The sequence below is a fragment of the Roseateles sp. genome, from assembly GCF_965229315.1.
GTDB lineage: Bacteria > Pseudomonadota > Gammaproteobacteria > Burkholderiales > Burkholderiaceae_C > Pelomonas.
In genome coordinates, this window is the sequence record NZ_CBDDJA010000002.1 from 2,361,678 (window position 1) to 2,383,206 (window position 21,529).

Consider the following 21,529-nt stretch of genomic DNA (forward strand, 5'->3'; position numbering starts at 1 on the left):
CAGCGGCGCCAGGCCGCAGGGGGTGGGCGCATCACCGCCAGAACTTGCCATCGGGGCCGACGATGGACACGTCGGTGAACTCCAGCCCGCCGTGATCCTTGTCGGTGTAGTGCACCTGCAGGCCGCCCAGGTCGATGCGCGGGCCTTCCAGCGCCTTGGCGAGGCCGTCGCGGCTGGCGTCCTTGCCGGCGCGCCTGAGCGCCTCCACGACCAGCTTGGCCGCCGTGAAGCCTTCGAGCTGGGCGGGCGTCAGCTCGCTGCGGCCGGCCGCCTTGGACAGGCCCAGCGCCTCGCGCACCAGCGGGTTGACCGTCGAGCGCTCATAGGGAAAGAGCTGGGTCACGATGACGCCACGCGCGTTCTCGCCCAGCGACTTCACGAAGTCGCTGGAGGCGTTGTTGGACAGCGTCGCCACATGGGCCGTGGAGCCCGCCGCGCGCAGGGCGTTGACGCCTTCCACCACCGCGTAGCCCGGGCCGATCAGCACGACGGCCTCGATGCCGGCCTTGGCGATGGCCTGCATCGTGGGCGCGAGGTCGGGCTTGTTGCGGTCGAAGCGCAGGTGCGACAGCGCGCGCAGCTTGAGGTCATCCAGGCCCTTGATGGCGCCCTTGCCGGCATCGTTGCCGAAGGCGTCGTTGACCTGCACGATGGTGATGCGCTTGACGCCGATGCCGGCCAGGTGGCGCACGGCGCGCTCGGCCTCCTTCTGGTAGCTGGCGCGCAGGTGGTAGACCCAGGGCTGCAGCGGCTCGTGCAGGCTGATGGCGCCGGTGGCGGGTGCGATCAGCGGCAGGCGGTTGTCCTTGAGCACCGGCAGCATGGCCTCGGTGGGGCCGGTGCCACGGCTGAGCAGCAGCGCCAGCACGCCCTGGCCGGCCAGCGACCTGGCGGCAGCCACGGCGGCAGCGGCGTCGTACTTGTCGTCCTGCGTGATGAACTCGATGGGCTGGCCCTTGATGCCACCCTGCGCGTTGACGGCGTCGAAGTACAGCCGCGCGCCGTCGGCGCTCTCCTGCACCAGGCCGGCGACCGGGCCCGTGAAACCGGCCACCATGCCGATGCGCAGCGCCCCCTGGGCCCAGGCACTGCCGCCTCCCAGGCAGAGGGCGAACCCCGCCACCAGACTGACCCAACGATTCACTGTGCTTCTCCAGGCCATGCGCCCCGGCGCAATCTGCGCGGCGCATTGTGGGCCGCGTCCGCCGCGCTCAGCGGGCTTGGCGCCCCAGGAAAAACCCGGGCTGCCGCACCCGCGAGCCGCGCACGACCGCCGCGCGGCGGGGCCTACACTTCGCGCGCCCTGAGCCGCCTGCCCATGCCGGATAGCCCCGCCCCGCCCCCTGCGATCGCCCTGCCCCAGCCGACGCCACAGTTCGGCCGGCGCCGCGATTCGCTGACGTTCGCCGTCGTGCTGGCGCTGCTGCTGGGCCTGCTGCTGCCGACGACGGCCGTGCTGGTGTACGACAGCCAGAAGACACGCGCCACGGCGATGGACGACCTCAAGCGCGACCTCACCCGCGCCACCGAGGTGATGGCGCTGTCGCTGGCCGAGCCGGTCTGGCAGGTCTCGCCCGACCTGGCCGACCCGATGGTCAAGGCGCAGATGGACGACCCGCGCTTCGTCTCCGTGCAGGTCGTGGAGCCCGCGTCGTCGGCGCCCTTCCTGTCGCAGCGGCGCGTCGGGGAATCGGACGACGACGACCTGATGCTCAGCGAGACGCGCGCCATCCAGCGCGATGGCCGCGAAATCGCGCGGCTCACCGTCAGCATGAGCGCCGCGCCGCTGCTGCAGGCCAAGCAGGCCGAGGTCTGGCGCACCGTGTGGCGCAGCGGGCTGACGCTGACGCTGTCCCTCGTGTTGATGCTGTGGGTGCTGCAGCGCTACGTGCTGCGCCCGATGACGGCCCTGACCGGCGCGGCCGAGGCGCTGGCCGCCGGCCGGCTGGAACAGCCGCTGCGGGTGGGCGGCGCGGACGAGATCGCGCGCGTGGGTGTGGCGATGGAGCGCATGCGCCAGGCGCTGCTGTCGGCGTTTGCGGCGCTGCGCCAGCACAACCTCGACCTCGAGGAAACGGTGGCGCAACGCACGGCCGAGCTGACCGCCAGCAATGGCGAGTTGTCCGAAGCACTGGCAACGCTGCAGAAGGCGCAGCGCGAGCTGGTCGAATCGGAAAAGCTCGCCTCGCTGGGCCGGCTGGTCGCGGGCGTGGCGCACGAGCTCAACACGCCGCTGGGCAACGCGTTGACCGTGGTGTCGGCGCTGGACGACCGCTACAGGCAGCTCGAAGGCATGTTGTCAGGCGGCGTGCAGCTGCGCCGCAGCACGCTGGAGGAGCTGGCACGCGACACGCGCCGCGGCCAGGACATCCTGCAGCGCAACGTGCAGAAGGCGGCCGACCTGGTGCGCGACTTCAAGCAGGTGGCCATCGACCAGACGGCCGACCTGCGGCGCGACTTCGATCTCGCCAAGGTCGTCGAGGACGTGATGGTGATGGTGGAGCCCAGCTTCAAGCACACGCCTCACCTCATCCAGACCGACCTGTGCCACGGGCTGATCATGAACAGCTACCCGGGCGCGCTGGGCCAGGTGCTGACCAACCTGCTGATGAACGCGCTGCTGCACGGCTTCGACGGCGTGTCGCAGGGCCGCGTGAAGGTGCACTGCGCCCGGCTGGACGGCGACGACGCCGACAAGGTCGAGCTGAGCGTGATCGACGATGGCCGCGGCATGGACGAACCCGTGCGCCGGCGCATCTTCGACCCCTTCTTCACGACCAAGCTCGGCACGGGCGGCTCAGGCCTGGGCATGCACATCGTGCACAGCATCGTGACCAATGTGCTGGGCGGCCAGATCGAGGTCCGCTCCACGCCCGGGCAGGGGACGCAGATGCTGATGACGCTGCCGCTGCTGGCACCGCAGCGCGCCGGCAGCGACGCCTGACGCCTGACGCCTTACTGCGACGCGGCGGACGCGGCTGGCAGCGCCGACGCGGCCTCGGCGACGGCCGATGCGGCCTGCTCGTGACCGCCGGTCACGTCGTGCTTCTCGCCGCTCAGGTCGATGTTGCCGCCGCTCTTCGTCAGGATGAACAGCGCCAGCGCGGCAAACACGGCGAAACCCACAACGATCTTCCACATGCTTCGGCACTCCAGCGTATTGAACTGGGCGCGATTCTGTGCGGCGAGGCTGACGCTCAACTGAAGGCGAACGTCCGGCGTCCACCGGCCTCGCTGACGCTGAGTTCGTGCGCCAGGGTCGCGAAGTTCACGCGCAGCGCCGCCCATTCGTCGCCCTGCTGCCAGCGCAGCTGCAACGCGTCGTCGCCGCTGGCCTCCACGCTGAAGCTGCCGCCGAACGCTGCATGGCTGTTGCGCAGCCGGATCAGCTCGATGAGGCGGCGCACCACCGGCCGCTCGCAGTCGCGTGCGATCTCGTCCTCGCCGTAGTGGTGCCGGTTGATGTCGCGGCCGACCTGGCTGCGTGCGAGCAGGTCCATGTCGTTGTGGCCGGCCAGCAGGCCGACGTAGTAGACCTGCGGCACGCCGGGCAAGAAGAACTGGATCGCGCGCGCCAGCAGGTAGGCCGTCTCGTCGCGGCCCATCGCGTCGAAGAAGGTGCAGTTGACCTGGTACAGGTCCAGGTTGCTGGCGGCCGCGCCCGTGGCCTGCCGGCTGGCGCCACCGCTGGCCGCGTGGATGCGCTCGACCAGCGCGTCCAGCTCCTCGGGCGGCACCAGGCCGGGGTGGGCCGCGCGGTCGCTGGCGTCGGCGCCGATGTCGATGATGCCGATGCCGTCATGCGTGTCGAGCACGGTCAGCGCGTTGGTCGGGCGGATGGCGATCCAGCGCTTCAAGGCCGTGGCGGTCTTGAAATTGAAGGCGTGCAGCACGAGCGGCGGCAGCGCAAAGTCGTAGACCCAGTCGACCTTGCGCGCGATCTCGATCTGGCGCTGGAAGTAGGCGTGGATCTCGACCAGCACCTCGATGCCCAGCGCCCTCGCCTCGGCCGCGAACTCGGCGATGAAGTCGAAGGTCTCCGGCATCATGAAGCAGCTGGTGCCGGCCTTCTTGATGGCGTAGCCGACGGCGTCCAGCCGCACCATGCGGATGCCGTTGGCAGCGAAGGTGCGCAGGATGCTGGCGAGGTAGGCGCGGCCCTGCGGGTGGTGCACGGCGATGTCGAGCTGCGCGGCGGTGAACGTCGTCCAGAGGATGCGGCGCTCGCCGTTCTTCAGCGCGGCGTAGGTCAGCGGCAGGCCGGGGCGCGGGCGGTAGACGGCGAGCAGGTCGCGCTCGCTGGCGCCGTTGGGGAACACCGCGTCCAGCGTCAGGAAGAGGCCCGCGTAGGCGGAGGCATCGCCCTTCTCGGAATAGTCGAGAAACTGCGGCGACTCGCTGGACATGTGGTTGACGATCACGTCACCCATCACGTCCAGGCCTTCGGTCAGCGCCTTGATGTCGCTCCAGCTGCCCAGGCGCGGGTCGACCTGGGTGTGGTCGATGGGGTCGAAGCCCGCATCGGCCCCGTCGATGGCGTGGAAGAACGGCAGCAGGTGCACGCCGCCGAACACGCCCGCCAGCGGCGCGCCGGGCTCGCACAGCAGGCGCTTCAAGCGGGCCAGGTCGGCGCCGTCGCGCTGGCCGCCGAGGCGGTCGACGTAGGTGATGAGCTGGACTTGGTTTTTCATGAGGGTTCTGTCTTCACGCGCAGCACGCACAGCGCGGCCAGCGCCAGCAGCACGCCGGCGAGGCGGATGACGTTCTCGGGGCGCCCCGCCAGCAGGCCGTCGTAGATGAGGGGCAGCGTGACCGCCTGGATCAGCATCGGGATGACGATGAACATGTTGAAGATGCCCATGTAGACCCCGGCGCGCGCGGGCGGGATGCTGCCGGCCAGCAGCACGTAGGGATTGCCCATGATGGAACCCCAGGCGAGGCCGATGCCGACCATGGGCAGGAAGATCCAGGTCTTGTCGTGGATGCCGGGCAGCGCCCACATGCCGGCGGCAGCGCAGGCCAATGCGAAGGCGTGAACCCATTTCGCGCCCAGGCGCTTCGTGAACGGCACCATGGCAAAGGCGGCGACGAAAGCCACGGCGTTGTAGAAGCCGCCGACCTGGCCGTTCAGCAGTGCCGCGTCACGGAAGCCCGGGCTGTGCGCGTCATCCGTGCCAAACATGGTGGCGGCCAGCGTCGGCACGATGTAGATCCAGTAGCACATCATTCCGTACCACTGGAACAGCGCCATCCACCACAGGCGCCGCATCGTGGGCGGCATGTCGCGCAGCGCGGCCCAGATCTCGGCCAGCGCCGCACCGAAGCCATGCGGCAGCGCGCGCAGCCGGGCGATTTCCTCGGGCGGCAGCGGCAGCTCGGGCACTTTGCGGATGGACCACCAGACCGTGGTGAACGACAGCAGCGCGCCGACGACGAACGCCAGCGTGGTGACGACCGGGATGCCGTTGGCGCCCAGCGCGTCCTTGTTCATGCCCAGGAAAACGAGCAGGCTGGGCGTGAGGTAGGCGAGCGTCTGCGCCAGGCCGGTGAAGGACGCCTGCGTCAGGAAGCCGCTGGCGTGCTGCTCCTCGCGCAGCCGGTCGGTGACGTAGGCGCGGTAGGGCTCCATCGTCACGTTGTTGGCCGCGTCCAGGATCCACAGCAGGCCGGCCGCGAACCACAGCGCGGGGCTGAAGGGCATCAGCAGCAGGCCGAGCGAGCAGATCAGCGCGCCGATCAGGAAGTACGGCGTGCGCCGGCCCAGGCGGTGGGTGGTGCGGTCGCTCATCGCGCCGATGAAGGGCTGCACCAGCAGGCCGGTGATGGGCCCGGCCAGCCAGAGGTAGGGCAGGTCTTTGCCTTCAGCGCCCAGCATCTGGTAGATCGGGCTCATGTTGGCCTGCTGCAGGCCGAAGCTGAACTGGATGCCGAGGAACCCGACATTCATGTTCACGATCTGCGTGACTGAGAGGTGGGGCTTGTTCATGCGTCCCCCGCGGGCAGCGCCTGCAAGGCCTCGCGCCAAGGCGCCAGCACCGAAGGATCAACCGCGAGGTCGGGCACCGGGCCGCGCACGCCGCAGATCATCGCGGCGTAGCGGTTGGCCAGGTTCAGCGTGGCGCCCAGGTCGCGGCGCAGGGACAGGCCTGCCAGCAGCATCGCCGTGAAGCCGTCGCCCGCGCCCACGCTGTCGACGAAGGCGGGCTGTGCGGCGCCCTCCCCCGTGGCCAGCAACAGTCCCTGCTCGCCGTAAACCGCATAGCCGTACGCGCCGCGCGTGAGCACCACACGCTGCAGCGCGAAGCGGGCCATCAGTGCCGGCAGCGTGGGCTCGAACCAGGCGAGCAGGCAGCCGAGCTCGTCCTCGTTGAGCTTGACCCAGTCGGCCAGCATCAGCGACTCGGCGGCGATCTCAGGCGTGTCGGTGCCGGGGCGCAGGTTGAGGTCCAGCAGCCGCAGGCTTGGTGCGCGTTTGACGGTGGCGCGGAGGGCCGCGCGCGAGGCCGGATGGCGTTGCGCGAGGCTGCCGAAGTAGACGATGCCCGCGTCGCCCGAGACCGGCACTTCCAGATGGTCCCAGGCCGCGTCGGCATGGATCTCGAAGCGGTGGCCGCCCGCCTCCTCGTGCACGCTGACGCGGCCGGTGGCATGCGCGGCGTCGCGCTGGATGCCGTCCACCGACAGGCTGAAGCGCGCGGCGCTGTCCAGCACGAGGCGGCCGGCGGCATCGTCCGCACCGATGCGGCTGACGAAGCGCACCGGTGCACCGAGCGCCGCCAGCGAACGCGCCACGTTGAACGGCGCGCCGCCGGCGACCGCCCCGTCGTGGAACTCGTCCACGAGGGCTTCACCGAGGACCAGGATGCCCGTCATCAGAACGCGTAGCGCAGCGAGGCCTTGACCGTGCGGCCCGTGTAGGCGCGAGCGGCACCGCGGCCGTCGTTGCTCTCGGTGTAGGCCAGCTCGTTGAAGAGGTTGTTGGCTGCCAGCGAGAGCGTGGCCTTGTCGGTGAGCGCATAACTGGCGAACGCGTTGACGACGGTGTAGGCCGGCAGCGTGATGGTCAGCGGGCCGGTCGGGCCGTCGTCCAGGCTCTTGGTGGTGCCGACGATGCCGACGCCGAAGCTCAGCGCGTCGTTGACGTTGACGGTGGGCGTGAGCTGGTACACCACCTTGGCCTGGCGCTTGGGTGCGCGGCCGTCGGCCTGCTTGGCGTCGGTGTAGGTCAGGCCGGCCAGCATGTTGACGATGCCGAGGCGGGCCGAGCCTTCCAGCTCCAGGCCATTGCTGCGGTAGCTGTTGGCCTTGGCGACGATGGGGCTGGTGGTCACGTCGACGTTGACCTCGTCGGTCTTGGCGTGGAAGAGCGTGGCGAACAGGCTCATGCCGCCGCCGCGGATCTTGATGCCGGCCTCGGCCTGCTTGACCTTGTTGGTCGGGATCGTGGGGCTCTTGCCGTTGACGAGGTTGGGGTTGTTGAAGAAGGTGATGCGATCGGCGTTGTAGGCGGCGCCGTCGGAGTAGCGCGCGAACAGCGACAAGTCCTTGCTCAAGGCGTAGTTGCCGCCCAGCGAGTACGACGTGCGGCCGAAGTCGTAGTCGATCACGTTGGGTCGGGTCAGGTCGTAGGCCAGGCCAGCGTTGGACTGGAGGTAAGCGCCGCTGGCCTTCTGGTTGTCGCGGCGCACGCCCACGTCGCCCGTCAGCGCGCCGGCATCGAAGTTCAGCACCAGGTAGGGCGCGGTGGTCGTGTACTTGCTGTCCTGCGTGTTGCTGCAGCAGCCGCCGAAGCCGGGCGAGCCGTTGACGACGCCGGGCACGTTGAGCACGCGGGCGCCGTCCTGCTGGGCCGACAACGAGTATTGGTTGAAGTTCCACGTCAGGTCGAGCTTCTGCACCGAGGTGTAGAAGCCGGCGACCGCGCTGACCTTGATGCCGTCGCCCAGGTCGAAGTCGCGGGAGAATTTCAGGTCGTTGGCCATCAGGCCGACGTTGTCGACCTTGGTGTTGAAGATGACGGCGGTGAACTTGTCGCCGGTGTAGGCCTTGCCGGCGTCGGGGCCGGTCGCGATGGTCGTGCCGGCGGGCGCGGCGGACACGTCGTCGCCGGGGAAGATGCCCACGAAGCGGCCCGAGTTCTTGCTCCACGAGAACTTGTTCTGCAGCCGGAAGCCGCCACCCACGTCGACGTCCGCCTCAGCGCCGAGGGCATCGCTCTTGGCGACCAGGCCGTCGCGGATGCTGCTGGTCGCGCGGCCGTTGGTGCCGGTCAGCGTGTTGTCCAGCGGCCAGGCGGCGTCGTAGAAGGCTGAGCGGCGCGGGTCGAGGCCGGGGATGGTCTGGATGCTGCCGCCGACGTACTTGACGGGCGTGGGCATGAAGGTGGGCGTCTGGTCGTCCAGGTGCTTGAAGCTCAGGCGCACGAAGCTCTTGCCTTCCAGCTCGAAGGTGACATTGCCGCGAATCTGGCCGCCGTTCTCGACGCCATGTGCGCCCTTGCGGCCACCATCGCCCACGCGGTAGAAACCGCCGATGAAGAAGCGGGTCTTGGGAGCGAGCCGCCCGCCATAGCCGATGTCGACGCGGGTCTGGTCGAAGTCCAGGCCCTGGGTCAGCTGGATGCTGCCACCCGGCTCCTGGCCGGTCTTGCTGATGAAGTTGATGATGCCGCCCGGCGCGCCGGTGGCCAGCAACGCGGCCGAGCCGCCGCGCACCACTTCCAGGCGGTCGAAGCCGGCGTCGGCGCGCAGCCAGGTGTCGGGCGTGGCGAAGGCGATGTCGCCGAACTGCAGCACGGGCAGGCCGTCTTCCTGGAACTGGATGTAGCGCGCGCCACCGGCCGAGACCGGGATGCCACGCACGGCGACGTTGGCGTTGGACTCGCCGCCGCTGGCCTCGGCGCGGATGCCGGGCACGGCGCGCAGCACGTCGGTGGCGCTGGCCGCGGTGACGGCGGTGACGCCCTCGCTCTCGATGGTCGAGATCGCGACGCTGGAGCGCATCTTGGACTTGGCGGACGAACTGCCGGTGACGACGACGGCATCGAGCTTGAGGCCATCGCCGGTGTCGGCGGCGGCTTGCTGGGCCTGGGTCTGGGTGGCAAGCAACGCGAGCGCCACGGCAGCGGCGAACGGATGCAGCGAGGGGCGGCGGTGCGCGCGCACGGCGCTCGAGCGAGAGCTGGGCATGTTGTCTCCTGGTTGTGGATGTTCAGACGCCTTCTGCGAGGCGGTGCGGCCCCGGTGCTTCGATGAGCACCGGTCCATGCCGTCATTCTGCTTTCACTTCAGCGGCATTGCAATCGATTGCAATCCAGTAGAAACACGTAGATGCTGACGACTTATCCAACTCGACAACATCCAATGAAAACGATAAGCAGCACGATTTACATGCGCCGAATGCCACGGCCGCCGCGCCGGCAGTGGCCCAGCGCGACCGCAACAGACCCTCAACCCGCGGCGGCGGGCGCGCTTTGGCGCAGCTTCAGGTAGACGGGCAGCGTGCGCGGCCCGAAGCGCTCGCCGCGCAACTGCGCCAGCAACGCCTCGACGAGTTCGGCCCCCGCCTCCGCCACCGGCTGGTGCACCGTCGTCAGTGGCGGGTCGCAGTAGGCAGCGAGCGGCATGTCGTCATAGCCCACCACGGCGACCTCGCCCGGCACGGTGCGGCCCGCGGCGCGCAGGGCCTGGATGGTCAGCAGGGCCAGCACGTCGCTGCAGCAAACCACGGCGTCGAAATCGCGCCGCGCCGCGCAGAAATCCCGCACGATGCCGGTCGCCACGCCGGGCTCGAAAGGGGCGGCCAGCTCCAGCGCCGGGTCCGCCGCCAGGCCGGCTTCGGTCAGCGCTTGGACATAGCCCTGGCGGCGCAGCCAGACCTCGGGCAGCTGCGCGTCGCCCACGAAGGCGATGCGTCGGCGGCCCGACTGCAGCAGGTGGCGCGCAGCCTGCAGGCCGCCGAGCACGTTGTCGCCACCCACGCTGCAGTAGAGCTGCTGTGGCATCTCGCCACCCCAGACGACCAGCGGCAGCTTGCGGGCGGCCATCTCGTTGAGCTGGTCGTGGTGGCGCCACTGGCCGATGAGGACGACACCGATGGCCTTGCCGGAATCGAACCAGTGCGAGGCCAGGTCCAGCCGCTCGGCATCCACGCGGGACAGCAGCATGTCGTAGCCGCGGTCGGTCAGCGCATCGGCGATGGAGCCGACGATGGACAGGAAGAAGGGGTCGGAAATGTGCTGGCGCGACTTGGCATCAAACGGCACGACGACGGCCACCGTCTTGTTCTCCTGCAGCCGCAGGTTGCGCGCACCGAAGTTGATGGAGTAGTTCAGCGAACGGGCCAGTTCGGCCACGCGCTGGCGGGTCTCGGCATTGACGAGCTCGCTGCCGTTGAGCGCGCGCGACACGGTGGACACCGACACGCCGGCCAGGCGCGCGATGTCGACCATCTGCAGCCGGCGCTGCTCGCCGGCGCTGCCCGCGGCGTGCTCGGGAGAGTCGTTGGATTGGGACATCGGCGGCATCGTCGCAGGGCGCGGTGCAATCGACAAGCCAACGCGGCCCCAGCAAGCAAAAAGGCCGGCTTGAAGCCGGCCTTGGATCGGGATCAGGCCACGCGACCTGCAGGCCGCGTGGCCGTCGTCCCAGGGTGCGTCAGTCCTTCGCGTAGATGTCCACGTCCTTGGTCTCGCGCACGAACAGCACACCGATGACGAAGGTGGCCGCCGCGATGACGATGGGGTACCACAGGCCGTGATAGATGTTGCCGTTCTGCGCCACCATCGCGAAGGTGATGGAGGGCAGCATGCCGCCGAACCAGCCGTTGCCGATGTGGTACGGCAGGCTCATCGACGTGTAGCGGATGCGGGTCGGGAACATCTCGACCAGCATGGCCGCGATGGGGCCGTAGACCATGGTCACGTACAGCACCAGCACGAACAGGATGGCGATGACCATCGGCACATTGGCCTTGGCCAGGTCGGCCTTGGCCGGGTAGCCGGCGGCCTTCATCGCGTCGCCCAGCTCCTTCTTGAAACCGGCGATGGCCTTGGTGCTGGCTTCGTCGAACTTGTGCTCCGTCAGGCGGGTGGCCGTCGGCACGGTGATTTCCTTGTCGCCGACGCGCACGACGGTTGGCGCGCCCGGTGCCGCCTCGACGGTCTCGGAACTGGCGGACGACTGGGCCAGCGCCCGCTTGGCGATGTCGCAGGCGCTCGTGAAGTCCACTTCACGCGCCGTCGGGCTGCCCTGGAAGGAGCAGGTGGCCGTCGACGTGGTCAGCGTGACCTTCTGGGTTTCCTGCGCGCGGGCCAGGTCGGGGTTGGCAGCGCCGGTCAGCGCCTTGAACAGCGGGAAGTACGTCACCGCGGCCAGCAGCAGGCCGGCCATGATGATGGGCTTGCGGCCGATCTTGTCGGACAGCGTGCCGAAGATGACGAAGAACGGCGTGCCCAGCAGCAGCGCGATCGCGATCCAGATGTTGGCGCTGGCGGCCTCGACCTTCAGCACCGAGGTCAGGAAGAACAGCGCGTAGAACTGGCCCGAATACCACACCACACCCTGGCCGGCCACCAGGCCGAACAGTGCCAGCAGCACGATCTTCAGGTTCTTCCACTGACCGAAGGACTCGGTCAGCGGCGCCTTGGAGGTCTTGCCCTCGGCCTTCATCTTCTGGAAGGCGGGCGATTCATTCATCGACAGCCGGATCCACACCGAGATGCCCAGCAGCAGGATGGAGACGATGAACGGGATGCGCCAGCCCCAGTCGCCGAAGTCCTTCTCGCCCAGCGAGGTGCGCACGCCGAGAATGACCATCAACGACAGGAACAGGCCCAGCGTCGCGGTCGTCTGGATCCACGACGTGTAGGCGCCGCGCTTGCCGTGCGGCGCGTGCTCGGCGACGTAGGTCGCAGCACCACCGTATTCGCCGCCCAGGGCCAGACCCTGCAGCAGGCGCAGGCCGATCAGGATGACCGGCGCGGCCGCCCCGATGGTGGCGTAGGTGGGCAGCACGCCGACGATGAACGTCGACAGGCCCATGATCAGGATGGTGACCAGGAAGGTGTACTTGCGGCCGATCATGTCGCCCAGGCGGCCGAACACCAGCGCGCCGAACGGGCGCACGATGAAGCCGGCGGCGAAGGCCATCAGCGACGCGATGAACGCCGCCTGCGGGTCCAGGCCCGAGAAGAACTGCTTGGCGATGATGGGCGCCAGCGAGCCATAGAGGTAGAAGTCGTACCACTCGAACACCGTGCCCAGAGAGGACGCGAAGATGACCTTCTTTTCCTCTTTGGTCATCGGTGCCGAGGCCGAACCTGCTGCAGTTGCCATGATGAGTCTCCGTCTGTTGTCGGACCGTCCCACGTTGGGTCAATCCTTGCAGCGGGACTATTGCGAGGCCCTCTGACCGTGTTCTGACGCCAGTCTGAATCGAGGCTGACAAACTCCGCACGAACCCTCAAGGCGCATTCCGCGATGCGGTAAAAACAGGCCGTCGCGGGTAAATCCTGAGACCGTTGGTGACGGCGGTGCGGCGTCAGTGCCGGCGTGTGAGGCCAGGCCGCGGCTGACCCGACTGCTCCCAGACGCCGCTGCGGAACCACGGGTCGCCCTCCAGCGCGGCGCGCACCATGGGCAGCGCATCCTGGCCCCAGAACAGGCGCCCGTCCAGTTCCAGGGTTGGCACGCCGAAGACGCCCAGCGCCAGCGCGCTTTCCGTCTCGCTGCGCAGGCGCTGCTTGATGGCCTCGGCGGCCGGGGCCTGAGCCGGCGCAAGCCGCTCCGCAAGCGCGCCCAGCCGCACGGAGTCGTTGGCATCGGCACCGGCGCCACGCCAGACGTGGTGCAAGAGCTGCTCGACGACCCAGCGGCTGGGCGTGTCGCCCGGCTGGCCGGCCGGCGCGGCGCTGGCCCAGGCCAGGCGCAGCAGCGGCAGCGGGTTGAACGGGTGCTGCGCCGGCGGGTCCAGCACGACGCCCTGGCGGTGCGCGAGCCAGGCCACCTGGCGGAAGGTCCAGCGCCGCTTGGGCTCGATCTCGGCCGGTCCTTTCTGGCCCAGCGCCTGCAGCAGCGCGGCAAACAAGATGGGGCGGTAGACCACCTCGACGCTGTGCCCTGCCAGCACCTCCGGCAGCGCCTCGAACGCCAGCGCCGCATAGGGCGAGATGGGGTCGACATAGAAGGTCAGTCGCTTCACCGGTCCTGCTCCTCACTGTGCGGCCAGGGGCCCAGCCACAGGCCATGGCGATGGAGTTCGACGCGGCGCTCGGGCAGCTGGTCCAGCACGTGGCGCTGCACCGTCTCGGGCGCGCCGCCCCAGCCGGCGATCTCGTTGATGCTGCGCCCGCAGCCGCGGCACCAGCCACTGGCGGCATCCATCTGGCAGACGTTCACACAAGGCGAAACGACGGGCGTTTTCATGCCTGAACCACGTCAATGACCGGCGCGCCGGTCAGCGCTTCCAGCTCGGCCGGCGTCAGCCTGAAGACGCCGTTGGGGTGCCCGGCCGCGGCCCAGATGATGTCGAAGCGGAACAGCTCGCGGTCGATGAACAGCTGCGGCGGCGCGGCCCCATCGGCCGGCGCAAAACCCGCGGGCGACACGCCGCCGATCGAGAAGCCGGTGCGCGCCTTCACGAAGTCGGCATCGGCGCGGCCCAGCGGGCCGGTGTGGGCTTTCAGCCTGGCCTCGTCGACGCGCTTGTCGCCGGACGTGATGACCAGCACGGCTCCGTCGTCGGCCTTGCGGCGGAAGACGACGGACTTGGCGATCTGGCCCAGCGTGACGCCCAGCGCATCGGCGGCTTCCTGGGCCGTGCGGGCGGCCACGTCCAGCCACAGCGGCGGGTGGGGATGGGCATGTGCCGCGAGCGCCGCGCTGACACGCTGGAAGCCTTCGGGTCGGGTGTCGGGTTCAGCCATGGCCACCATTGTGTCGCGGCACCTTTGCCGGCACCGGCGGCCACGGCGGCGCCCCTGCCGGCGACCCTTCAGCAGCCAGCGGGGTGAACAGGGGATGGGCCACCCGCACGGGGATCACGTCCAGGCGCACCTCGAGCACCGTGAGGCCCTCGCCTCCCGGTGCTGCGGCACGCCAGCCGGCCAGCCCGGGACCTCGGTGCAGGCGGAACTCGAAACCGATGTCGGGCCGGTCGTCATGCGCGCACGGGTTCACGCGGTGGGCCAGCCCGCGCACGTCGGGCGCGGTGCCATCGAGCAGTTGTGTCATCGCCTCCAGCAGGCAGCCATCGCCCAGCATGTCCAGAAAATATCGGTCGCCCTGCGGCACCCGGTCTGCCGCGACCGGATCGACGTGCGGCAGCACGCGCTTGTGGGCGGCCGGTGTCGTCACGCCGGTGGCGAGGTCGTGGCGGTCGCCATGGTCCAGGTAGCACAGCCGCACATCGTGGATGTTGAAAGCCGGCAGCGCGGCGTCATGGCCGGCACCGGCCAGGTCGACGAGGATGGCCCCGCTGCCGCCGATGACCTCGAGCGTCGAGCCCTTGACGACGACGGCGGCGTTCTCGTCGACCCCCAGCCCCAGGCGAAAGCCCAGTGCCTGCATCGCCGGCAGCATGCGACCGATGCGGCCCCGCTTGAGGAAATGCTGGTCCACGAGCAGGTCGGGGCCCAGGAAGCCCAGGCCCTGGTCGTATTCCAGCCCGGCGCGCCACTGGCCCTTGAGGATGGCCAAGTTGTCCATCGCGTCACGGAACATCATGCGGCTCATGACGGCCGCACCGGCGCTGGTGCCGGCGATGACGCCACCGGCATCGAAGACCGCGCGGATGGCCTGCAGCATGGCCGTGGCCGCGCCGCCAGGCCTGAGCGTGTCGACGATGAGTTCCTGCGCGCCGCCCGAGAAGAAGACGGCACGGCAGCGCGCCACCTTGGCGATCAGCGCGGGGTCGTGCAGGCGGGCCTGCAGGTCAGCGCCCGGCAGGTTGGGCGCCACGGGAATGGTCTCGGCATGCGCACCGCAGCGGTTCAGCGCCGCGGTGATCTGCGCCGCGATGCGTTCGGGCTCGTAGGCGGCGGTCGCAAAGACGGCGATGGGCGCGCCGGCACCGCCGGCCTCGTCGACGATGCGCTGCCAGACGGCGTCGCTGCCGGCTTTGAGTGCACCGCCGATGACGACGACGGTGCCGGGCTGGGCGTGGGAGGTCAAGATCGTCGCGGGGGCCGGCATGCGCTGCCGGACGGGCTGGGTTCAGAAGTCTCGATGGTGGCAGTTCGGCGCGCGCTGCAACAGCAGGTCAAGCCCCAGAAGGTGCAGCCCGTCAGCGAACACTGCCGGCGGGCGCACCCCGCCCTCACTGCGGCGCCGATGCGGGCGCCGCGCTCTGCTGCGCGGCCGCTGGCGGGCGCGGCGGCGTCCAGTTGCCGTACAGCGGCATCGGCAGCTTGACCGGGCTGATGTCCAGGTACAGGTTGGCCACGGTGAACTGCTCGCCGCCGAACTCCTCGGTGCTCCAGCCCAGCGAGTCCGAGCCCTTGTAGATGCGGAACAGGAAGCCCAGGTCCGCCAGCGGGTCGTTGGCGCGCGGCAGCACGTCGAACGCCAGGCCCTTGATCTCCTTGCGGTAGCTGTCGATCAGCCGCGTCATCGCGTTGGAGATGGCCGAGTCGCCCAGCATGTCGAGGTTGAAGACGTCCTCCGTGTAGTAGGCGCGGAAGTTGGGGGACTCCGCGTCATGCAGCTCGCCGCGCAGCTTGGGCGCCGAGGGCGTCGTCGAGCGGGCACGCAGGTGGTAGCGGTCGCCATGCTCCAGGTAGGAGATGCGCGCGCCCTGCACGTTGAACGCGCTGACCGCCGGGTCGCTCCTGGCCTCGGTCAGGTCCACGACCAGCGCGCCGCGGTCGCCGATGACCTCGATCTCGTCGCCGCGGATGATGGCCGCCGTGTTCTCGTCCACGCCCAGGCCGATCTTGTAGCCCTTGGCCATCATCAGCGGGATCATGCGGCCGAAGCGGCCGCGCTTGAGGAAATGCTGGTCCACGAACAGGTGCGGGCCGACGAAGCCCAGGCCGCGGTCCACCTGCTTGCCATCGGCAAAACGGCCCTTGAGGATGTTCATGATGCTGGGCGCATCGCGGAACATGATGGTGCTCATGATGGCGGCGCCCGCGGAGGTGCCCGCCACGACGCCGCCGCGGCGATAGACGTCCCACACGGCCTCCAGCATCGGCGTGCTCTGGCCGCCGGGCTGCAACACGTCGACGATGCGTTCCTGCAGGCCGCCGGTGAAGAACACGCCCTTGGCTGCCTTGACCTTGGCGATCAGCGCGGGGTCGCGCACGACCTTGTTCAGGTCCACCCACGAGAAGCGCGGCGCCACGGGCAGCGCCTCGGCGACGGCACCGCGCCGCTGCAGCAGGTCGACGACCTGCTTGGCGCTGGCTTCGGGATCTTCACTGGCCGTGCCGAACACGACGAAGCGCGCGCCCTTGCCACCCGCCAGGTTGACGATGCGCTGCCACACCTCTTCGTTGTCGGCCTTCAGCGCGCCGCCGATGGGCACCGCATACCCACGGATCGCCGGCTCGCCGGCGTCCACCGCGGCGGCGGGCGCGACAGCCGCGGCCGGCGCGGATGCGGGCCTGGCGGGCGCCGTCACAGCGCCGCGCGCCGCGGGCACGGAGGGCACCAAGGCGGGGCGCTGTGCGCGGGCGGCCGCCGCTGTCGTCGCCGCGGGCGGTGTCGGGTTGGCCGCCTGCGCACCCAGGGCCGTTGCCATTGCCGCCACCCCAGCCCAGATCCATGCCCTCATGCGTGCCATCCTCATTGATCAGACCTCGAATCATGACAGAGGCTGCGTGACAGATTCGCCCCTGAATCGCAGGACAAGCGGCGTGGCGCGGGCGAGACGGTCTCACCAGAAGAGACCGGCATCGGCGCCGCGCATGCCTAGACTCGCCCGCAAACCGCTTCGGGAGACTCAGATGATTGCCGCTCGCCCTTCCCGCCCTTCCCGCATCGCCAGCGCCGCCGCCTTGCTGATGCTGGCCGGCCCGCTGCAAGTCCAGGCGCAGACGCCGCCGCCGGACAAGCTCGAACGCGTCGAGATCACCGGCTCGGCCATCAAGCGCATCGAGGGCGAGACGGCGCTGCCGGTGCAGGTCATCACGCGAGCCGAGATCGACAAGGCCGGCGTCACCACCGCCGCCGAGCTGCTGGCCCGCGTCAGCGCCAGCGCGAACAACCTGACCGATGGCGGCAGCGTGGCCTACGGCGGCTTTCGCGACCAGATGGGCTTCAACGCCGCCAACCTGCGCGGCCTGGGCGTGTCGTCCACGCTGGTGCTGCTCAACGGCCGGCGCGTCGCCAACTTCGCGTCACCCGGCGACGCGGCCGGCGTGGACCTGAACAGCATTCCCGCCGCCGCCCTGCAGCGCGTCGAGATCCTGCTGGACGGCGCCTCGTCGCTGTACGGCTCGGACGCCATCGGCGGCGTCATCAACTTCATCACGCGCAAGGACTTCTCCGGCGTTGAAGTGAGTGCGCTGGCCGGCAACACGACCGAGGGCGGCGGCGGCAACAAGCGCTCCGCGACGCTGGCCGGCGGGTACGGCGACTACGCACGCGACGGCTTCAACCTGTTCGGCGTGCTGGATGTGCAGAAGGCCACCAGCCTCAACGCCTCGCGCCGCAAGTTCATCAAGGATCTCGACATCCCCGGCCGGCTGCCGGATCTGCTGTCCAGCTATACCTTCCCGGGCAACCTGCGCCCGACCAGCGCCCAGCGAGACATCCTCATCTCCGAAGGATTCAAGACCAACGGCAAGACAGTCATCGACAGCCGAACCATCAATCCGGCAGCAGCCTCGGGCTGCAATCCGCCGGCCAACCTCTACCTGCCCGCCGGCATCGGTGGCGTGGACGGCTGCACCTTCGACTACATGCGCGACATCGAGCTGTACCCGGAGTCCACCAAGGGCAGCATGTTCGGCCGCGGCGTGTTCAACCTCGGCGGCGGCCACCAGCTCTTCGCCGAAGTGTCGCTGGCCCGTGCCAAGACGCTGTACACCGGCACGCCCAACCGCGTCGACCCGGACATCGACGTCGGCCTGATCCCGGCGCTCAAGGGCAGCTCGCTGAACCAGTTGCCTGCGGGCGACGAGGATCGCCTCATGACCGTTCGCACGCGCCTTACCGAGGCCGGCCTGCGCACCAGCGAGCTGCTGTCCACCACCAACCGCTTCGTGCTGGGCACCAACGGCGTGCTGTCCGGCTGGGACTACGAATGGGCGCTGAACCACAGCACCAGCACCGTCTCCGACCGCGACCGCCTGGGGTACCTGAACGAGCAGATGGTGCTCGACGGCTTTGCCAACGGCACGCTGAACCCCTTCGGCCCGTCCAGCGCCGCCGGCCTCGCGCTGTATGAGAAGGCGCAGATCCGCGGCGAGGTGCGCCGCGCCACCGGCACGATGGACAGCCTGGACTTCAAGATGTCCAAGGCCCTCATGCCGCTGGCCGGCGGCGACCTGGCACTGGCCCTGGGCGGCGAACTGCGCCGCGAGAAGCAGAACTACCACCAGTCCGATGCGCTCAAGCAGGACCTCATCCTCGGCGAGACCTCCCAAGGGCCGGACTCCGACTTCGGCAAGTCGCGCAAGGTGAATGCCGTGTTCGGCGAGATCAGCGCGCCCATCACCAAGCAGCTCGAACTGCAGGCCGCGCTGCGCTATGAGCACTACCAGGTCAGCGGCGGTGCGGCAAGCCCCAAGCTGGGCCTGAAGTACGTGCCCATGCCGGAGCTGCTGCTGCGCGCCTCGGTCGGCCGGGGCTTTCGCGCACCCAGCCTGACGGACCTGTACCGCCCGCTGACAGAAGGCTCGTCCGCCACGCTGGTGGACCCGGTCTGCCTGGCCGCCGACCCGAGCAACACGCCGACCGACTGCTCAGAGGGCTGGATCACCTACAACTACAGCAACGCCAAGCTCAAGCCCGAGAAGTCGCGCCAGTACTCGGCCGGCGTGGTGTTCGAGCCGCGACGTGGCGTCAACCTCAACCTCGACTACTGGAACATCGAGAAGACCAACCTCATCAGCACGCTGGGCGTGGACGTCATCCTGTCCAACCTGGCCAAGTACGGCAGCCTGGTGCACCGCGATGCAGACGACGCCATCGACCACATCGACCTCGTCAAGGAAAACCGCGGCAAGCAGAAGATCTCCGGCCTGGACATCGGCGCCTCGCTGACCGGGCTGAAGACCGGCGTCGGCCAGTTCGGCCTGCGGCTCAACGGCACGCTGACGCTGCGCTCGCTGCAGCAGACCGGCGACGGCGACCCCTACGTCAGCAACCTGAACGTGTTCATCAACGACGGCGTCGTGCAGCGCTGGCGCCACACGGTGAGCGTGGACTGGGAGAGCGGCCCCTTCGGTCTGACGCTGTCCAACAGCTACCTGCAGGGCTACAACGACCAGCACATCATCGGCAAGCCCGACATCAAGGTGGCGGCCTACTCGCTGTGGAACCTCTCCGGCGCCTGGGAAGCCACCAAGGCGCTGACGCTGCGCGCCGGCGTGCAAAACCTGTTCGACAAGGCGCCGCCGTTCTCGCAGCAGGCCTGGTTCTTCCTGTCCGGCTACGACCCGAGCTACACCGACCCGCGCGGCCGCTATGCCTACGTGAGCGCGAAGTACAGCTTCAGGTGACCAGCGCGCGCACCCAGTCCGGCAGGGCGATGGCCTTGTCGGTCTGGGCGTCGAACCACAGCGTCGTGGCGCCCCCTTCGGCGTAGATGACGCCGGGCTCATCGGCCCGCTCCAGCGTGATCCACGTCTCGAACGCCGTGCGGCCGGGGTCGCTGACGTAGTGCCTGGCGATGACCTCGCCGGGCACCTTCAGCTGGCGGTAGAAGTTGCAGAACGCGTTGACGATGACCGGCCCCTGCCCGCCCGGGTTGGGCGGCGCGCCGATGGATGCCAGCCAGTCCACGCGCGCCATCTCCAGGTAGCGGAAATACAGCGTGTTGTTGATGTGGCCCATGGCGTCCATGTCGCCCCAGCGCATCTGGATGCGCAGCTCGAAGGTCAGCTTCTTCTCGGCCGGGACGACGTATCTCATGGCGCGATGCCCAGCTCGGCGGCGATGCGGTTGACGAGGCCGCGCAACGCTGCCACTTCGGCGCGCAGCAGCGCGACCTCCTCGTCGCGTGGCACGGCCGCCGCGACGGCCTGCTCGACGGACGCGACCGGCCCGCACAGCAGGTGCGCCCAGCGGGCCTCGCGGGCACCGGGCGCCTTGGCGAGCTTGACGGCCATCGGCGGCTCGCGCCCGGCCAGTTCGTCCAGAAAGCCTTCCACCGACGACACGTCGGCAAAGCGGTGCAGCCGCTCGGTGTTCTGCCGCAACTCGGCCGCCGTCTGCGGGCCGCGCAGCATCAGCTGCGTCAGCAGCGCCATCGCTGCGCCGGGCACGCCCATGCCGCGCGCGAAGTTGTGTTCATAGCGCACCACGCGGCTGCCGCTGACGGTGTTGACGAGGTGCAGCGCCTTCAGCTCTTCCACGGTGGCCAGCACCTCGGACTCGCTGACGTCCATGACCGGGTCGCGCGCCGTCTTCTGGTTGCAGCCCGAGGTCAGCGCGTTGGCGGACAGCGGATAGCTGTCCGGCACGGTGCTTTCCTTCTCGACGAGCACGGCGAGGACGCGGGCCTCCAGCGGGGTCAGGTCTCGACGGCTCATCACACACCAAAGCCGTCATCAGCCTGGATCACCGCGCCATTGATGAAATGGCTCTCGTTGGCGCACAGCATCAGCAGCGCCGTGTCGAGGTCCTGGGGCTGGCCGACGCGCTTCCTGGGCAGCAGCTCGATCAGCTTCCTGCCCTGCTCGGTGCCCCAGTGGTGGTGGTTGATCTCGGTGTCGATGTAGCCGGGGCAGATGGCGTTCACGTTGATGCCGTACTTGCCCCATTCCAGCGCCATCGCGCGCGTCATGTGGATCACCGCAGCCTTGCTCATCGCGTAGACGCCGATCTGGCTCAGCACCCGCAAGCCGGCCATGGACGCCACGTTGACGATGCGCCCGCCGATGAAGGTGCCCGGCGCCGAGCCCCGCGCGCGGCCCAGCATGCGCTTGCCCACCTCCTGCGCGACGAAGAAGGCGCCGCGCGTGTTGGTGTCCATCACGTGGTCGTAGTCGTTCTCGGTCACGTCCGTGATCCGTTGCGTCCGGCTCACGCCCGAGTTGTTGACCAGGATATCCAGCGTGCCCACCTCGGTCTCGGCGTGCGCCACGGCGCTCTTGATGCTGGCCACATCGGTCACGTCCAGTTCCACCACGTGCGCATCGCCGCCGTTGCCCTCGATCTCGGCACGCAGGTCCTTGAGCCGCTCGACACGGCGCCCCGCCAGCACGACGCAGGCGCCTGCCTGGGACAGCGTCCTGGCGAACTGCGCACCCAGCCCGCTGGACGCTCCCGTGATCAGGGCCACGCGGCCTTCGAGATTGATGGAGTAACTCATGGGACTGCCTCTCGCAATTTGTGGCGCGATCCTACCGGGCTAGAGCCTG

Annotated in this window: 18 protein-coding genes; 2 read left to right on the top strand and 16 right to left on the bottom strand. The window is 69.2% G+C overall.

Annotated elements, in window-relative coordinates; translation table 11 throughout:
- Positions 1-31: 31 nt before the first annotated feature.
- Complete coding sequence (locus ACO07H_RS15835; RefSeq protein WP_422015815.1) at positions 32-1,144, bottom strand: ABC transporter substrate-binding protein; 1,113 nt, start codon at positions 1,142-1,144, stop codon at positions 32-34.
- 174 nt (positions 1,145-1,318) lie between these two features.
- Between ACO07H_RS15835 and ACO07H_RS15840 the strand changes: the two genes are divergently transcribed.
- Positions 1,319-2,944 (top strand): sensor histidine kinase, encoded by a 1,626-nt coding sequence (locus ACO07H_RS15840; protein WP_422015817.1) that lies wholly within the window; start codon positions 1,319-1,321, stop codon positions 2,942-2,944.
- A gap of 11 nt (positions 2,945-2,955) precedes the next feature.
- Here ACO07H_RS15840 and ACO07H_RS15845 read toward each other — a convergent pair whose 3' ends face one another.
- The 12 genes from ACO07H_RS15845 to ACO07H_RS15900 form a co-directional block, all read right to left on the bottom strand.
- A complete protein-coding gene (locus tag ACO07H_RS15845; RefSeq protein WP_422015819.1) occupies positions 2,956-3,141 on the bottom strand; it encodes a hypothetical protein in 186 nt (61 codons plus the stop codon).
- Positions 3,142-3,197: 56 nt separating this feature from the next.
- Positions 3,198-4,691 carry a sucrose phosphorylase gene (gtfA, locus tag ACO07H_RS15850; protein ID WP_422015821.1) on the bottom strand — a complete coding sequence of 498 codons (1,494 nt, stop codon included), beginning with the start codon at positions 4,689-4,691 and terminating at the stop codon, positions 3,198-3,200.
- Complete coding sequence (locus ACO07H_RS15855) at positions 4,688-5,986, bottom strand: MFS transporter (protein ID WP_422015823.1); 1,299 nt, start codon at positions 5,984-5,986, stop codon at positions 4,688-4,690. Before ACO07H_RS15855 ends, gtfA begins: the two co-directional genes overlap by 4 nt.
- The gene (locus tag ACO07H_RS15860; protein WP_422015825.1) at positions 5,983-6,873 is read right to left on the bottom strand and encodes a PfkB family carbohydrate kinase; all 891 of its coding nucleotides are present in this window, start codon (positions 6,871-6,873) and stop codon (positions 5,983-5,985) included. Before ACO07H_RS15860 ends, ACO07H_RS15855 begins: the two co-directional genes overlap by 4 nt.
- Positions 6,873-9,188, bottom strand: a complete 2,316-nt coding sequence (locus tag ACO07H_RS15865; RefSeq protein ID WP_422015827.1) for a TonB-dependent receptor — start codon at positions 9,186-9,188, stop codon at positions 6,873-6,875. The genes ACO07H_RS15860 and ACO07H_RS15865 overlap by 1 nt, the downstream gene beginning before the upstream one ends.
- Positions 9,189-9,448: 260 nt before the next feature.
- Complete coding sequence (locus ACO07H_RS15870; protein WP_422015829.1) at positions 9,449-10,516, bottom strand: LacI family DNA-binding transcriptional regulator; 1,068 nt, start codon at positions 10,514-10,516, stop codon at positions 9,449-9,451.
- A 139-nt stretch (positions 10,517-10,655) separates the two neighbouring features.
- Complete coding sequence (locus tag ACO07H_RS15875; protein ID WP_422015831.1) at positions 10,656-12,335, bottom strand: MFS transporter; 1,680 nt, start codon at positions 12,333-12,335, stop codon at positions 10,656-10,658.
- A gap of 205 nt (positions 12,336-12,540) precedes the next feature.
- A complete protein-coding gene (locus ACO07H_RS15880; protein ID WP_422015833.1) occupies positions 12,541-13,200 on the bottom strand; it encodes a 2-hydroxychromene-2-carboxylate isomerase in 660 nt (219 codons plus the stop codon).
- On the bottom strand, positions 13,197-13,424 hold the full coding sequence (locus tag ACO07H_RS15885) for a DUF1289 domain-containing protein (protein ID WP_422015835.1): 228 nt from the start codon (positions 13,422-13,424) through the stop codon (positions 13,197-13,199). Before ACO07H_RS15885 ends, ACO07H_RS15880 begins: the two co-directional genes overlap by 4 nt.
- Entirely contained in the window at positions 13,421-13,933 is a 513-nt protein-coding gene (locus tag ACO07H_RS15890; RefSeq protein ID WP_422015837.1) for a YbaK/EbsC family protein, read from the bottom strand. Before ACO07H_RS15890 ends, ACO07H_RS15885 begins: the two co-directional genes overlap by 4 nt.
- On the bottom strand, positions 13,917-15,170 hold the full coding sequence (locus ACO07H_RS15895; protein ID WP_422015839.1) for a cyanophycinase: 1,254 nt from the start codon (positions 15,168-15,170) through the stop codon (positions 13,917-13,919). Before ACO07H_RS15895 ends, ACO07H_RS15890 begins: the two co-directional genes overlap by 17 nt.
- Positions 15,171-15,315: 145 nt before the next feature.
- The gene (locus ACO07H_RS15900; protein ID WP_422015841.1) at positions 15,316-16,740 is read right to left on the bottom strand and encodes a cyanophycinase; all 1,425 of its coding nucleotides are present in this window, start codon (positions 16,738-16,740) and stop codon (positions 15,316-15,318) included.
- Between the two features lie 205 nt (positions 16,741-16,945).
- On the opposite strand from ACO07H_RS15900, the gene ACO07H_RS15905 reads away from it, so the two are divergent.
- On the top strand, positions 16,946-19,666 hold the full coding sequence (locus ACO07H_RS15905) for a TonB-dependent receptor (protein ID WP_422015843.1): 2,721 nt from the start codon (positions 16,946-16,948) through the stop codon (positions 19,664-19,666).
- Here ACO07H_RS15905 and ACO07H_RS15910 read toward each other — a convergent pair.
- Genes ACO07H_RS15910 through ACO07H_RS15920 form a run of 3 tightly spaced genes read right to left on the bottom strand, consistent with a single transcriptional unit; the run spans position 19,659 to position 21,480 of the window.
- On the bottom strand, positions 19,659-20,078 hold the full coding sequence (locus tag ACO07H_RS15910; protein WP_422015845.1) for an acyl-CoA thioesterase: 420 nt from the start codon (positions 20,076-20,078) through the stop codon (positions 19,659-19,661). The genes ACO07H_RS15905 and ACO07H_RS15910 overlap by 8 nt on opposite strands.
- Positions 20,075-20,698, bottom strand: coding sequence for a YceH family protein (locus tag ACO07H_RS15915; protein ID WP_422015847.1), 624 nt, complete (start codon positions 20,696-20,698; stop codon positions 20,075-20,077). Before ACO07H_RS15915 ends, ACO07H_RS15910 begins: the two co-directional genes overlap by 4 nt.
- Entirely contained in the window at positions 20,698-21,480 is a 783-nt protein-coding gene (locus ACO07H_RS15920) for an SDR family oxidoreductase (protein WP_422015849.1), read from the bottom strand. Before ACO07H_RS15920 ends, ACO07H_RS15915 begins: the two co-directional genes overlap by 1 nt.
- Positions 21,481-21,529 lie beyond the last annotated feature (49 nt).